The sequence below is a fragment of the Streptomyces sp. NRRL F-5122 genome, assembly GCF_001507435.1.
Classification (GTDB): domain Bacteria; phylum Actinomycetota; class Actinomycetes; order Streptomycetales; family Streptomycetaceae; genus Streptomyces; species Streptomyces lannensis.
The window spans coordinates 1-12,442 of record NZ_LMWH01000008.1 but is presented as its reverse complement, the minus strand read 5'-3'; the positions used below and the strand labels follow the sequence as shown (position 1 = coordinate 12,442).

At 71.0% G+C, this 12,442-nt stretch carries 14 protein-coding genes and 1 pseudogene; 8 read left to right on the top strand and 7 right to left on the bottom strand.

The window, feature by feature from the left end; translation table 11 throughout:
- Positions 1-657, top strand: a pseudogene (locus ADL25_RS03425) (amino acid transporter); the annotation flags it as partial.
- Between the two features lie 6 nt (positions 658-663).
- Here ADL25_RS03425 and ADL25_RS03420 read toward each other — a convergent pair.
- From ADL25_RS03420 to ADL25_RS03400, 5 genes are all read right to left on the bottom strand, one after another.
- Entirely contained in the window at positions 664-1,362 is a 699-nt protein-coding gene (locus ADL25_RS03420; RefSeq protein ID WP_234380407.1) for a GNAT family N-acetyltransferase, read from the bottom strand.
- Positions 1,359-2,915, bottom strand: coding sequence for a HAMP domain-containing sensor histidine kinase (locus tag ADL25_RS03415; protein WP_079050146.1), 1,557 nt, complete (start codon positions 2,913-2,915; stop codon positions 1,359-1,361). Before ADL25_RS03415 ends, ADL25_RS03420 begins: the two co-directional genes overlap by 4 nt.
- Complete coding sequence (locus ADL25_RS03410) at positions 2,915-3,628, bottom strand: response regulator transcription factor (protein ID WP_181923129.1); 714 nt, start codon at positions 3,626-3,628, stop codon at positions 2,915-2,917. Before ADL25_RS03410 ends, ADL25_RS03415 begins: the two co-directional genes overlap by 1 nt.
- A gap of 381 nt (positions 3,629-4,009) precedes the next feature.
- Positions 4,010-4,693 carry an FMN reductase gene (locus ADL25_RS03405; protein WP_059126104.1) on the bottom strand — a complete coding sequence of 228 codons (684 nt, stop codon included), beginning with the start codon at positions 4,691-4,693 and terminating at the stop codon, positions 4,010-4,012.
- Positions 4,690-5,808, bottom strand: a complete 1,119-nt coding sequence (locus ADL25_RS03400; RefSeq protein WP_059126103.1) for an LLM class flavin-dependent oxidoreductase — start codon at positions 5,806-5,808, stop codon at positions 4,690-4,692. Before ADL25_RS03400 ends, ADL25_RS03405 begins: the two co-directional genes overlap by 4 nt.
- A gap of 107 nt (positions 5,809-5,915) precedes the next feature.
- Here ADL25_RS03400 and ADL25_RS03395 point away from each other — a divergent pair, with 107 nt between their 5' ends.
- The gene (locus tag ADL25_RS03395) at positions 5,916-6,722 is read left to right on the top strand and encodes a helix-turn-helix transcriptional regulator (protein ID WP_059126102.1); all 807 of its coding nucleotides are present in this window, start codon (positions 5,916-5,918) and stop codon (positions 6,720-6,722) included.
- Positions 6,723-6,806: 84 nt separating this feature from the next.
- Here ADL25_RS03395 and ADL25_RS03390 read toward each other — a convergent pair whose 3' ends face one another.
- Positions 6,807-7,265 (bottom strand): hypothetical protein, encoded by a 459-nt coding sequence (locus tag ADL25_RS03390; protein ID WP_063805533.1) that lies wholly within the window; start codon positions 7,263-7,265, stop codon positions 6,807-6,809.
- A gap of 147 nt (positions 7,266-7,412) precedes the next feature.
- Between ADL25_RS03390 and ADL25_RS03385 the strand changes: the two genes are divergently transcribed.
- The 3 genes from ADL25_RS03385 to ADL25_RS49620 all read left to right on the top strand — a co-directional run bounded on the left by ADL25_RS03385 (position 7,413) and on the right by ADL25_RS49620 (position 8,840).
- Positions 7,413-7,751, top strand: a complete 339-nt coding sequence (locus ADL25_RS03385) for a YnfA family protein (RefSeq protein WP_059126101.1) — start codon at positions 7,413-7,415, stop codon at positions 7,749-7,751.
- Positions 7,752-7,890: 139 nt separating this feature from the next.
- Positions 7,891-8,667, top strand: coding sequence for an SDR family NAD(P)-dependent oxidoreductase (locus tag ADL25_RS03380; RefSeq protein WP_059126100.1), 777 nt, complete (start codon positions 7,891-7,893; stop codon positions 8,665-8,667).
- A complete protein-coding gene (locus ADL25_RS49620) occupies positions 8,664-8,840 on the top strand; it encodes a hypothetical protein (RefSeq protein ID WP_181923128.1) in 177 nt (58 codons plus the stop codon). Before ADL25_RS03380 ends, ADL25_RS49620 begins: the two co-directional genes overlap by 4 nt.
- Before the next feature lie 43 nt (positions 8,841-8,883).
- Here ADL25_RS49620 and ADL25_RS03375 read toward each other — a convergent pair whose 3' ends face one another.
- Positions 8,884-10,077: an RtcB family protein gene (locus ADL25_RS03375; protein ID WP_059126099.1), complete on the bottom strand. Its 1,194-nt coding sequence runs from the start codon at positions 10,075-10,077 to the stop codon at positions 8,884-8,886.
- A 191-nt stretch (positions 10,078-10,268) separates the two neighbouring features.
- On the opposite strand from ADL25_RS03375, the gene ADL25_RS03370 reads away from it, so the two are divergent.
- The 3 genes from ADL25_RS03370 to ADL25_RS45610 all read left to right on the top strand — a co-directional run.
- Complete coding sequence (locus ADL25_RS03370; protein ID WP_059126098.1) at positions 10,269-11,105, top strand: hypothetical protein; 837 nt, start codon at positions 10,269-10,271, stop codon at positions 11,103-11,105.
- A gap of 124 nt (positions 11,106-11,229) precedes the next feature.
- Positions 11,230-12,111 (top strand): DUF3558 family protein, encoded by an 882-nt coding sequence (locus ADL25_RS03365; protein WP_234380399.1) that lies wholly within the window; start codon positions 11,230-11,232, stop codon positions 12,109-12,111.
- A gap of 166 nt (positions 12,112-12,277) precedes the next feature.
- The coding region (locus ADL25_RS45610) for a DUF2637 domain-containing protein (RefSeq protein WP_159044867.1) at positions 12,278-12,442 on the top strand (165 nt) is incomplete at its 3' end.

The window sequence follows — 12,442 nt, the reverse complement described above, 5'->3', positions numbered from 1 at the left end:
ATGCCACCGGTGTGCTGGTGCTGATCAGCTCCGCCGCGATCGCGGTGACCATCGCCGCCCGCAAGGCCGGCCAGCGCAACTGGACCGTCGTCTTCGCGGCGATCTCGGCCGTCTTCCTCTACACCACCGTCGCGAACGTCATCGAGCGGCCGGACGGAGTGAAGATCGGCGCCTGTTTCATCGCCGGCATCATGCTGCTCTCCCTGCTGTCCCGGCTGGCCCGTGCCTTCGAGCTGCGGGTGACCAGCGTGAGCCTGGACACCATGGCGGAGCGGTTCGTCCGCGACATCGCCAGCCGCAAGATCCGGTTCATCGCCAACGAGCCGGGCAGCAGGGACGCCGCCGAGTACCGCGACAAGATCGAGCAGATCCGGGCGGACCACGATCTCCCCCAGCAGGAGGACTTCGTCTTCGTCGAGGTGACGGTCGGCGACCCCTCCGAGTTCGAGACGTGCCTGACCGTGCGCGGCGAGGTGCTGCACGGCCGCTACCGCGTACTGACCCTCGAGTCGTCCTCGATCGACCGAGGGCGATCCCTTCCGCAACTTCCTCCGCTTCTTCCTCTTCGGCCAGGGCGAGGTGGCACCGGTGACCCGCGAGGTACTGCGCGAGGCCGAACCCGAGCGACGGCGCCGGCCTCGCGTCCACGTCGGCTGAGCGGGCTCAGACGGTCGTGGCCGCCGCCCTGAACAGCCGCTTGGCCATGCCGATGCGCTCATAGGCGGCGACGGCGGGGGCGTTGTCGGCGTCCACCATGAGGGCGGCGCGGCCGTGCTCCCGGACGAGTGCGTCGGCGACGAACCCGCACACCGCGGCGCCGAGACCGTGCCCCCGCGCCTCGGGGACGGTGACCACCCCGGCGAGGAAACCGCACCCGTCGGCGGACCAGGCGTCGGCCGCCACCGCGAGCGGCCCCGAGCCGCCGTGCACCCCGGCCCAGCGGCGCACACCCGTCAGGCCCGGCCGGGCATACGACTGCGGGAACCAGCGGTCGAACAGCGGTGCCGCCGCCCGCTCACCGGCCGCGTCCAGCCATCGCACGGCGGAGGAGCCGGGCGCATCGCAGGGCGAGTCCGTCTGCATCCAGTAGAAGGGATCGGTGAGGACGAGCCCGGGGATCCGCCGGGCGAGCTCCTCCATCAGGGGCGCGTCGCCGAAGGGCCGGTAACCGGCCCCCGGCTCGGCGAGCAGGTCCCGTACAAGGGGCACGGCGTCCTCGGCATCCCCCGCGACCGCGATCCGGTCACGTCCGCAGAGCCCGCGAGCGGCGACGGCGGCAGCGGCGCCGTGCCGCCGCACCCGGGCCGGCCGCCCCTGCGCGGCCCAGACGAGATGGGTGCGATCGGCCGACCGCCCTGTCACCGGCCCCGGACCCGTCCACAGCCGACCGTGAACCCGATGATCGAACCGCCGCCCTCACGTCTGCACGCGAACGCCCCTCCCCCGTGCGACGTGGCCACCTCCTGCACGATCGACAGGCCGAGACCCGAGCCGGGCAGGCTTCTCGCGTCCGCGGCGCGGTAGAAGCGGTCGAAGATGCGCATCAGGTCGCTGTCCTGGATTCCCGGCCCGCGGTCGAGTACCTCCACGCGCACGCTGCCCGGTGGCGACCCGGTGTCCGGCTCGTCGGACTCGTCCAGCTGAGGCGGGTGCTGGGTGCCCGTGACGACGATCTCGATGGGCGCCTCGCCACTCCGGTCGAACTTGGCGGCGTTCTCCAGCAGGTTGGACACGGCCCGCTGCAGGGCCGTGAGCCGTCCGTCGACCGTCGTGTCACCGCTGACGCGGACGCGGATCTCGCGGCCCGTGCGACGGCGCACGATCGTCGCCGCGTCCTCGGCGACGTCGGCGAGCATGAGCCGCTGCACCGGCTCCGTGTCCGACTGGCCGGCCGCCAGGTCGACCAGCTCGTTGACCAGGTCGGTCAGCTCGCGCGACTCCTGGGCGAGGTCCGCGACGAGTTCCTCGCGCGCGGCGGGCGGCAGCTCGTCGATCCGGCGCAGCAGCGAGATGTTCGTCCGCAGGGAGGTCAGCGGGGTACGCAGTTCGTGGCCGGCGTCCTGCACCAGGCGCCGCTGGTCGTCCTCGGACTGGGCCAGGCGCCCCAGCATGCGGTCGAACGAGCGGCCGAGCCGGGCCACCTCGTCGTTCCCGGTGACCGGCACCTGGATGCCGAGCTGCCGGGTGCGCGCCACGTCCTCGGCCGCACCGGCCAGCCGCACAAGACGCCCCGTGATCCGCCGCGCCAGCCACCAGCCGAACAGCCCGGCGGCGATCACCACGGCGCCCATCAGCAGGGCCGTGCGCTGCTGAAGGCTGCGCAGCAGGTCCTCGGTGCTGCTGAGTTCCTGGGCGACCTGCACCGCGCCCTGGCCGCGGCCCAGCGCGACGGTCGCGACGCGGTAGACGTCGCCGTCGACGTCGACACTCTTGTGTTCAACCAGCCTGGCCGCGGTGGCGGCCCTGGCGATCCGCTGGTCCTGCGAGCCGACGGGCAGCGCCGGATTGGAGTGGTCCACGACCACTCCGCCGGGCCCGAGCACCTGCACGACCGTACGGCTGGGCCGGATGATGTCGTCGCGCGGGGTGTCGTGATCCTTGTCGGATATGGCGAAGTCGTCCGGCATCAGCTGCTTCTGGCGGACCTGGTCCTGCAGGTCGGCGACGACCTGGGCGAAGACGGTCTGCTGGTCCACCCGTACGAGGCGGGCGGCGGCGTCGTAGCTCAGGAAGCCGACGAGGACGGTGACTCCGGCGGCCACGGCCGCGAACGACACGGTGAAGGTGGTCCGCAGCGAGGACACCTGCCGCAGTCTGGACCGCAGTCGGAGTCTGCGGCGCAGCCCGCGCGGCAGGCGCCGCCACAGGCCCGTTCCGGCACCGGTGTCGACCTCCTGGCTGGGTGGTGGAGGCATCAGTCCTCCCTCAGCACATACCCCACGCCACGCACCGTGTGGATCAGCGCCGGGGCCCCCGGCTCGTCGAGCTTGCGCCGCAGATAGCCCACGTAGACGGCGAGGTTCTTGGATCCGGGCCCGAAGTCGTAGCCCCAGATGCGGTCGTAGATGGTGGCGTGGTCGAGCACGATCCCGGCGTTGCGCGCGAGCAGCTCCAGCAGGTCGAACTCGGTCCTGGTGAGCTCGAGCTCGCGCTCGCCCCGCCAGGCGCGGCGGGCCTGCACGTCCATCCGCAGCCCGGCGACGGACAGCTGACCGGTGGGGATCCTCTTCTCCTCCTCCTTGGGCACCTCGAAGGGGGTTCCGCTGGTGCGGCGGAGCAGGGCCCGAAGCCGGGCGAAGACCTCCTCTACGTCGAACGGCTTGACGACGTAGTCGTCGGCGCCCGCGTCCAGGCCCGCGATCCGGTCGGCGGTCTCCACCAGCGCGGTGAGCATCAGGATCGGGGTGCGGTCGCCCTCCGCGCGCAGCACCCGGCACACCTGGAGTCCGTCGATGCCGGGCATCATCACATCGAGAACGAGCACGTCGGGCTGGGTCCGATGGGCCTGGGCGAGAGCCTCGACCCCGTCGGCCACGGCGGTCACCTCGTAACCCTCGAGCGTCAGCGCGCGTTCCAGGGCGTGTCGGATGGCGCGGTCGTCCTCGGCGAGCAGCACTGTCTGGGTCACCCCACCAGTCTGCCAAGGCCAGAGCGGTGCTCCGCCGGTCAGCCGAGGAGCGAGCGTCCTTCTTACCCGCCTCTCACCGCTGCATGCGTGGCGATTTACCTGCCAGGGCCACTGTGTCGGCCAGGCCGCGTCGCACACAGGGCGACGTCGGCCGACATAAGAAGCGGAAGTCTCGGCTCGGCGCCACCCATGACGCCGGCCCGGAGCGCACCCGGCCCGCCGTCCCAGGGCACGGCCGGGTGATGAGACCGCGCGGCCCGCCCGGGAACCCCCCGTTCCGGTAGCAGGCCGGCGCGGAAGGGGTGGGCCGGAACGGTAGACGGTGGCGGCCCACCCCCTCACCCACCCGGGGAGCGGGCGCACGGGCCCGGTACGCCCGGCTCAGCCGTCCAGTGCGGCCAGTTGGTCCTCGAAGGGGATCACCTGGAAGCCGTGCGAACGGGTGACGGCGCCGCCCCGGGTGGACCCGCCGTCCGCCCGGGCCTCGCGGTCCGGACCGGCGGACTTCGGCGGGGAGCCGTCCGGTTCGGGCACAACCGCGGTCTCCGGCGCGGTACCCGCGCCCATCAGCCGCACCAGTTCGCCCGCCCCGCGGTCGATGCGCTCGGGCAGTCCCTCGGCGCCCCAGTCCTCGGAGGCCGCGTACACACCGGTGGGGACGACCACGGCCCGCAGATACGAGAAGAGCGGGCGCAGGGCGTGGTCGAGGACCAGCGAGTGCCGGGCGCTGCCTCCGGTCGCCGCGATCAGGACCGGCTTGCCGGCCAGCGCGTCCTTGTCGAGCACGTCGAAGAACGACTTGAACAGTCCGCTGTACGACGCCGAGAACACCGGTGTGACGACGATGAGCCCGTCGGCCTCCGTCACCGCGTCCAGCGCCTCGGCGAGCGCACGCCCCGGGAAGCCGTTGGTGAAGTTGTGCGCGATCTCCACGGCGAGGTCGCGCAGCTCCACGACCCGGATGTCGACGGGGGTCTGCCGGTCCACGGCGGCGGCCAGCCGGTCGGCGAGCAGCCGCGTGGACGACGGGACGCTCAGTCCCGCGGAGACGACCACGAGTTTCATGCGACGTCCACCTCCTCGGAAACTTCCTCGGCGACCTTGCGGGCCTCCCCGGCGGCGAGCAGCGACTGGTGCGTGGGGGCGTCGGGGACGTTCGCCGGGCGGTTCTTGGCGAACTCCTCGCGCAGCACCGGAACGACCTGTTCGCCCAGCATGTCGAGCTGTTCCAGCACGGTCTTCAGGGGAAGACCCGCGTGGTCCATCAGGAACAGCTGGCGCTGGTAGTCGCCGGCGTACTCGCGGAAGGCCAGGGTCTTCTCGATCACCTGCTGCGGCGAGCCGACGGTCAACGGGGTCTGGTCGGTGAAGTCCTCCAGGGACGGCCCGTGCCCGTAGACCGGCGCGTTGTCGAAGTAAGGCCGGAACTCGCGCACGGCGTCCTGCGAGTTCTTCCGCATGAACACCTGTCCGCCGAGGCCCACGATGGCCTGCTCCGCCGTGCCGTGCCCGTAGTGGGCGTAGCGCTCCCGGTAGAGCTCGACCATGCGCTTGGTGTGGTCGGCCGGCCAGAAGATGTTGTTGTGGAAGAAGCCGTCGCCGTAGTACGCGGCCTGCTCGGCGATCTCCGGGGAGCGGATGGAGCCGTGCCAGACGAAGGGCGGCACGCCGTCCAGCGGGCGGGGCGTTGAGGTGAAGCCCTGCAGCGGGGTGCGGAAGCGGCCCTCCCAGTCGACCACGTCCTCGCGCCACAGCCGGTGCAGCAGCGCGTAGTTCTCGATGGCGAGGTTGATGCCCTGGCGGATGTCCTGCCCGAACCAGGGGTAGACCGGGCCGGTGTTGCCGCGTCCCATCATCAGGTCCACCCGGCCGTCCGCGAGCTGCTGGAGCATCGCGAAGTCCTCGGCGATCTTCACCGGGTCGTTGGTGGTGATGAGCGTGGTGGAGGTGGACAGGATCAGCCGCTCCGTCCTCGCGGCTATGTAGCCGAGCATCGTCGTCGGGGAGGACGGCACGAACGGCGGGTTGTGGTGCTCGCCGGTCGCGAAGACGTCGAGTCCGACCTCCTCGGCCTTGAGCGCGATGGCGACCATGGCCTTGATCCGCTCGCGCTCGCTCGGCGTCCGTCCCGTGGTCGGGTCCATGGTGACATCGCCCACGCTGAAGATCCCGAACTGCATACCCGCTCACACCCTCCAGATTTGTTGATGCTTCAACTATACCCGGAAACGGCGAGGCCCCCGCAGCTATTCCGCCCGCTGTCGGCCGGCGCTTCTACGATGCCTGTATGGCCGCCCCACGCCGTGACACACGCGGCATCGTCGACGCCGCCGAACTCTTCTCACGGGTCACCTTCCGCCGCCACGAGCCGGCCGCACCGCTGCGTCCGTACCTCGAGCACTACTGGCTGATCGACTGGGACCTGCCGGAGCCGTACGCCTCCCACGTCGTCCCGCACCCCTCGGTGAACGTCGTCTTCCAGCAGCACGGCGACGAGGCGCCCTGGGGCGAGGTGGCGGGCATCGGTCTGGCTCTGTTCACGCAGAAGCTCCAGGGCAGGGGCCGAGTGTGCGGGATCCAGTTCCGCCCGGGCGGCTTCCGCCCCTTCGCGGCCGACCACCCGGTGGCGCACTGGACCGGCCGCCGCGTCCCGCTGCCCGAGGTGTTCCCCGATCCGGATCCCGCGGCCGTCCTCGCCCCGGACGCGGAGCGCGACCGCGTGGCCGCCCTGGACGCGTTCCTGCTGGGCCTCGGCCCGCACCCCGACCCGCAGGCCGACCTCGCCATGACCCTGGTCGACCGCATCCGCACGGACCGCACGATCCGGCGCGTCGCCGACTTCGCACGGTCGGAGGGCCTGTCCGTGCGGCTTCTGCAGCGCCTGTTCGCGGCCTACGTGGGCGTGGGCCCGAAGTGGGTCATCCTGCGCTACCGCATCCACGAGGCCCTCGAGCGCGCGGAGACCGAGCGGGCGGTGGACTGGGCGGGCCTGGCCGCGGATCTGGGCTACGCGGACCAGGCCCACCTGGTCCGGGACTTCACGGCGACGGTGGGGGTGCCGCCGACGGCGTACGTCCACCACCGCGCCCCATGAGAGGCAGGGGGCGGGATCCTGATCGCCGGCGCGGCGCGGGTGAGCCCGTGCGGGAGGGGAACGAGGCCTCTCCCCCCATGGCCGTCAGAAGGTGTACCGGTCCCCGGTGGCGAGGACCAGGACCTGCTGACGGCGCTTGCCCGGATTGCGGTCCATCTCGTCGTCGCCCCACACCGAGTCGATCTCCAGGCGCACCTCGTCGGTCGCCGTGTCGGCCAGGCGCAGGCGCAGATGGATCTCCCGGCCCTTGCTGTTCGCGGTGAGCTCTCCCGTGCTGCACACCACCGTGCTCACGTCATGGCGGGCGCAGCCACGCGGCAGCTGCTGCACCTTCGCCAGCGGCTTGGACCAGTGCAGGCGGACCGTGGCGTCCTCGATGCTCGGACCGAGGTTCGTCGGGGTGAGCCGGACGTTCACCTCACCGCGCCCCATGGCCACGTACCCGTGGTAGGCGATGTCCACCTCGGAGCCCAGAGCCGTCGCGGGCATCGCCGCACCCACCACCACGGCCGCACCCAGTGCGCCCGACATCCACTTCCTCATCGCCACTTCCTCCGCATCGGCCCGGACATCACGGCATGTATCCCATCCGAGCGGCACGGCGGACACCGCCGGGCAGGTGACCCGCGCACGCGGTGCCGCGCGCGGCCCCCGTACGGCCTACCGGGGGCTGCGTGCGAACCTGACGGCATGCTGATTCTGCGATCCGCTGCCCTCTTCGTCGTCGCCGCGCTCTTCGAGATCGGCGGCGCGTGGCTGGTGTGGCAGGGCGTGCGTGAACATCGCGGCTGGCTGTGGATCGGCTCGGGCGTGATGGCCCTCGGTGTCTACGGCTTCGTCGCCACGCTCCAGCCGGACGCGAACTTCGGCCGCGTCCTCGCCGCGTACGGAGGTGTCTTCGTGGCCGGCTCGCTGGCCTGGGGCATGGTCGCCGACGGCTACCGACCGGATCGCTGGGACGTGACGGGCGCGCTGATCTGCCTCGCCGGGATGGCCGTGATCATGTGGGCCCCACGGGGCCACCACTGACCGCGGGCCGGGCATCCGAACGGCGTCTCCAGGGCGCCCCCGCCGGGCCTGTGCCCCGGCCACCTATCCTTGGGCAGAGGTCGCCCGTACGCCCGTACACGGACCGCAGGACCGAGCCCGCCGCCCGAGGAGCCGCCCCATGACCGACGCCGCACCCTCCGCCGCCTCCCGCATCGCCGTGGTCACCGGGGCGAGCAGCGGCATCGGCGCCGCAACAGCCAGGCAGCTCGCCCAGGCGGGCTACCGCGTGGTCCTCACCGCCCGCCGCAAGGACCGGATCGAGGCGCTGGCGGAGGAGCTCACGGCGGCCGGCCACTCGGTGACGGCGTACCCGCTCGACGTCACGGACCGCGCCGCGGTCGACGAGTTCGCGTCGGCGTTCAGGACGATCGGCGTCCTTGTGAACAACGCCGGCGGCGCACTCGGCGCCGACCCGGTCGCGACCGGCGACCCCGAGCAGTGGCGCCGGATGTACGAGACGAACGTCCTGGGCACGCTGAACGTCACCCAGGCCCTGCTCCCCGCGTTGACGGCGAGCGGGGACGGCACGGTGGTGGTCGTCTCCTCCACCGCCGGCCACGGCACGTACGAGGGTGGCGCGGGCTATGTCGCCGCCAAGCACGCCGAGCACGTACTGGCCGAGACCCTGCGCCTGGAGATCGTGGGCACGCCGGTGCGGGTGATCGAGATCGCCCCCGGCATGGTGCGGACGGAGGAGTTCGCGCTGACCCGCTTCGACGGGGACGCCGAGAAGGCGGCGAAGGTGTACGAGGGGGTCGCCGAGCCCCTGACGGCCGACGACGTGGCGGACACGATCACCTGGGCGGTCACCCGCCCCAGCCACGTCAACATCGACCTGCTGGTGGTACGCCCGCGGGCTCAGGCGTCGAACACGAAGGTCGCGCGGGAGCGATGACGGAGGAACCGACAGCGGCCCCGGCCGGCGAGCCGGATCAAGCCGGGGAGCAGGAGCGTCTGTCCCTGGAGAAGAAGCGCGAGCGCTTCGTCTGGTACTACCTCGCGTACTTCCTCTTCGGCATCCACCTCGTGGCCTTCGTGATGATCTACGCGGTGCGGCACGCGAAGTGAACCGCCGAAGGCCCCCAGCGACTGACCGGGGGCCTTCGCGCCGTCAGCCCTTCACGCAGACGACCTGCTTGAGCTTGGCCACGACCTCCACGAGGTCGCTCTGCTGCTCGATGACCTGCTCGATGGGCTTGTAGGCACCGGGGATCTCGTCCACGACGCCGGAGTCCTTGCGGCACTCCACGCCCCGGGTCTGGTCCTCCAGGTCCTTCGCGGTGAACCGGCGCTTGGCCGCGTTGCGGCTCATGCGCCGACCCGCGCCGTGCGACGCCGAGTTGAAGGACTTCTCGTTGCCGAAGCCCTTCACGATGTACGAGCCGGTGCCCATCGAGCCCGGGATGATCCCGAACTCTCCGGAGCCCGCGCGGATCGCACCCTTGCGGGTCACCAGCAGGTCCATGCCCTCGTACCGCTCCTCCGCCACGTAGTTGTGGTGGCAGGAGATCTCCGGCTCGAACGTCGGCTTCGCCTTCTTGAACTCCTTGCGGATCACGTCCTTCAGGAGCGCCATCATCAGCGTGCGGTTGTACTTCGCGTACTCCTGCGCCCAGTACAGGTCGTTGCGGTACGCCGCCATCTGCGGGGTGTCCGCGACGAAGACGGCGAGATCGCGGTCGACGAGGCCCTGGTTGTGCGGAAGGCTCTGCGCCACGCCGATGTGGTGCTCGGCCAGTTCCTTGCCGATGTTGCGGGAGCCGGAGTGCAGCATCAGCCACACGCCACCGGTCGTGTCCGTGCACACCTCGACGAAGTGGTTGCCGCCGCCTAGCGTGCCCATCTGCTTGGTGGCGCGCTCCGCGCGGAACCTCACCGCCTCGGCCACCCCGTCGAACCGTCCCCAGAAGTGGTCCCATCCGGAGGTGGGCACCCCGTGGAAGCTGCCGGGGTCGACGGGCTCGTCGTGCATCCCGCGGCCGACCGGGATCGCCTGCTCGATCTTCGACCGCAGGCGCGACAGGTCCCCCGGAAGGTCGTTCACCGTCAGGGACGTGCGCACCGCCGACATGCCGCAGCCGATGTCCACCCCGACCGCGGCCGGACACACGGCGTCCCGCATGGCGATGACGGAGCCGACCGTCGCCCCCTTGCCGTAGTGGACGTCCGGCATGACCGCCAGTCCCTTGATCCACGGCAGGGTCGCCACGTTCTGCAACTGCTGCATCGCGGCGCCCTCGACCGACGCCGGGTCCGTCCACATACGGATCGGGACCTTCGCGCCCGGCACCTCTACATACGACATCTCTTACTCAACCCCCCGAAAGGCCCCACAAGTCTTTTAACGCAAAAACCGGCACCAAGGTCGACGTACAGGACAACGGACCGGCGTTCACGGCAGTGCGTGCGATACACATTGTCTCCAGGGGTCCGCCCCACGCGGCAACCGATTAACCAGCGGACACACACCGCAGGACCGTCGAGAGGAGCCTCACCGTGCAGCGGAAGGCGTACGCACCGGGCGCCGTCGTGCTGCTCGCGGCCCTGCTGGCCGCCTGCACCGGCAGTTCCGGCAACGGCGATGCGGCGGAGGACTCCAAGGCGGGCGGCGTCACCGCGAGCGCGACGGCCGCGCAGCCCGGCAAGTACCGCACCCTCTCCGACGCCTGCGGCACGGTGAACCACGACATCCTCGACTCGCTCCTGCCGGGCATCAAGCAGACGGCGGACCAGGAGCAACGGGACAAGTCGTACCAGGGCGAGTCCGTGCCCACGTACAACAACGACCGCCGCTCCGGCTGCCGCTGGAAGGCCGAGTCGACCGGCGCCACGGACCGTCTGTACGTCGACTTCGAGCGCGTGGTGTCGTACGACAACGCGGTCTCCGACGACAATCGCGCCCACGACGTCTACTTCACGAAGGAAGAGGCCGCGAACCTCCCGGAGCCCGTCTCCGGGGCCGCCGGCGGTTCCGCGAACGACGGAGACTCGCCGAGCGCCGGCGTCACGCCCTCCGGGACGGCCACGGCCTCGCCTCCGGCGTCCGCCCCCGCCTCCGCCTCCGCCTCTGCCTCCGGGAGCCCGTCGGCCACCGAGACCCCGGCCGACCTCCAGCCCCGCACACTGGACGACCTCGGGGACGAGGCGTACCTCGACGACCGGCTGAGCACCGCCGAGCAGCGCACCGTGACTGTGGTGTTCCGCACGTCCAACGTGATCGTGACCATCGAGTACGACGAGCAGCCGACCGGCACCGCTCAGGCGCCTGACAGCAAGGACATGCAGGACAGGGCCCGGAAGCTGGCTCGGCAGCTGGCCGGTTCGCTCGGCTGACGAGGGCTCCGGAGCAGCCGGGGCAAAGGAACCGATCCCGAACCGCATGCGTCCCCACCGCGTACCGTGGCCCCTCGGACCCGATCCGACCGCACGATCCACGAGCGTCATGAGTGAAGGAACCATGCACCGACCTGCACAGCGAGACCACCGAGATCAGCACGATCAGGGGGAGCGTCGGCCGGCCCGCCGGAACTCCCGCCTCGGCCGACTCCTCGTCTGCGCGGCCGCCGTTCCGGCGGTGCTCGTCGCCGCCGGCTGCTCCTCCTCGGACTCCGGCTCCGCCAAGGGCGACGACGCCACACAGCAGCAGACCTCGGCCGCGAAGCCCTCACAGAGCGCCTCGGCCAATGCCGTACAGCCGGCCGCGTACTCGACGCTGCCCGAGGCCTGTGCCGTCCTGTCGGGCGCAACATTGGGCGATTTGGTACCGAAGGGGGCGGAGTCCGGCAAGGAGGGTGCTTCGGACGACACCGCGACACGTGCCAGCTGCTCCTGGAGCAGCCTTCAGAACAACGGCGTCAAGGGCTCCCAGTTCCGCTGGCTCAACGTCTCCATGCTGCGCTTCGAGTCGAACGCCACGCGCGGCGCGGGCGACAAGCTCGCCAAGGACTACTACGGCCGGCAGGTGCAGGACGCCCAGTCCGTCGACGGCGCGAAGAACACCGAGCCCGAGCAGCTCACCGGAGTGGGCGACCAGGGGACCGCAATACGCTACGACCTGAAGAAGAAGGAAGGCACCTTCAAGCAGCAGACGGTCGTGGCGCGCGTGGAGAACGTCGTCGTCACCGTCGACTACAACGGCGCGGGCCTGGCCGGCGACAAGACACCGAGCGCCGACGACCTGACCAAGGCCGCGGAGAAGGCCGCCAAGGAGGCCGTGTCCGCGGTGACGGCGGCGAACCGCGACGGCGGAGCCTCGTCTTCGAAGTCGGCGTCCGGGAGCCCTTCCGGGAGTACGTCGAAGGGCGCGTCCCCCTCCGCGTCGCCGTCCAAGAAGAACTGAGCGGATCCCGGAAAATCGGCCGGGCCGTCCAACACACAGCGCCACCAGGGAAGTTACCGAAATCCGGTCCCGTTCGGACCGGGCTCTCGACAGACCGGCCACCCATGCGCCACACGCGTATGCCACCCTGTTGCGCGCAACAACACGCATGGGGAGGGGAGTAGAGGTGGCCGCGCCACTGCAGCTGACACGGATGCACCGGATTCTCATCGGTGTGGTCGTGTCCGGAGCCGTCATCATCGCCGGGATCGGCTTCGCGGGCTCCTACGCGGCCGTACGCGAGCTGGCCATCAAGAAGGGCTTCGGGAACTTCGCCTACGTCTTCCCGATC

Coding starts and splice junctions, on each gene's coding strand:
- ADL25_RS03415 (WP_079050146.1), bottom strand. CDS start 2,915: ATGCCTCCACCACCCAGCCAGGAGGTCGACACCGGTGCCGGAACGGGC.
- ADL25_RS03405 (WP_059126104.1), bottom strand. CDS start 4,693: ATGAAACTCGTGGTCGTCTCCGCGGGACTGAGCGTCCCGTCGTCCACG.
- ADL25_RS03400 (WP_059126103.1), bottom strand. CDS start 5,808: ATGCAGTTCGGGATCTTCAGCGTGGGCGATGTCACCATGGACCCGACC.
- ADL25_RS03395 (WP_059126102.1), top strand. CDS start 5,916: ATGGCCGCCCCACGCCGTGACACACGCGGCATCGTCGACGCCGCCGAA.
- ADL25_RS03390 (WP_063805533.1), bottom strand. CDS start 7,265: ATGAGGAAGTGGATGTCGGGCGCACTGGGTGCGGCCGTGGTGGTGGGT.
- ADL25_RS03385 (WP_059126101.1), top strand. CDS start 7,413: ATGCTGATTCTGCGATCCGCTGCCCTCTTCGTCGTCGCCGCGCTCTTC.
- ADL25_RS03380 (WP_059126100.1), top strand. CDS start 7,891: ATGACCGACGCCGCACCCTCCGCCGCCTCCCGCATCGCCGTGGTCACC.
- ADL25_RS49620 (WP_181923128.1), top strand. CDS start 8,664: ATGACGGAGGAACCGACAGCGGCCCCGGCCGGCGAGCCGGATCAAGCC.
- ADL25_RS03375 (WP_059126099.1), bottom strand. CDS start 10,077: ATGTCGTATGTAGAGGTGCCGGGCGCGAAGGTCCCGATCCGTATGTGG.
- ADL25_RS03365 (WP_234380399.1), top strand. CDS start 11,230: ATGCACCGACCTGCACAGCGAGACCACCGAGATCAGCACGATCAGGGG.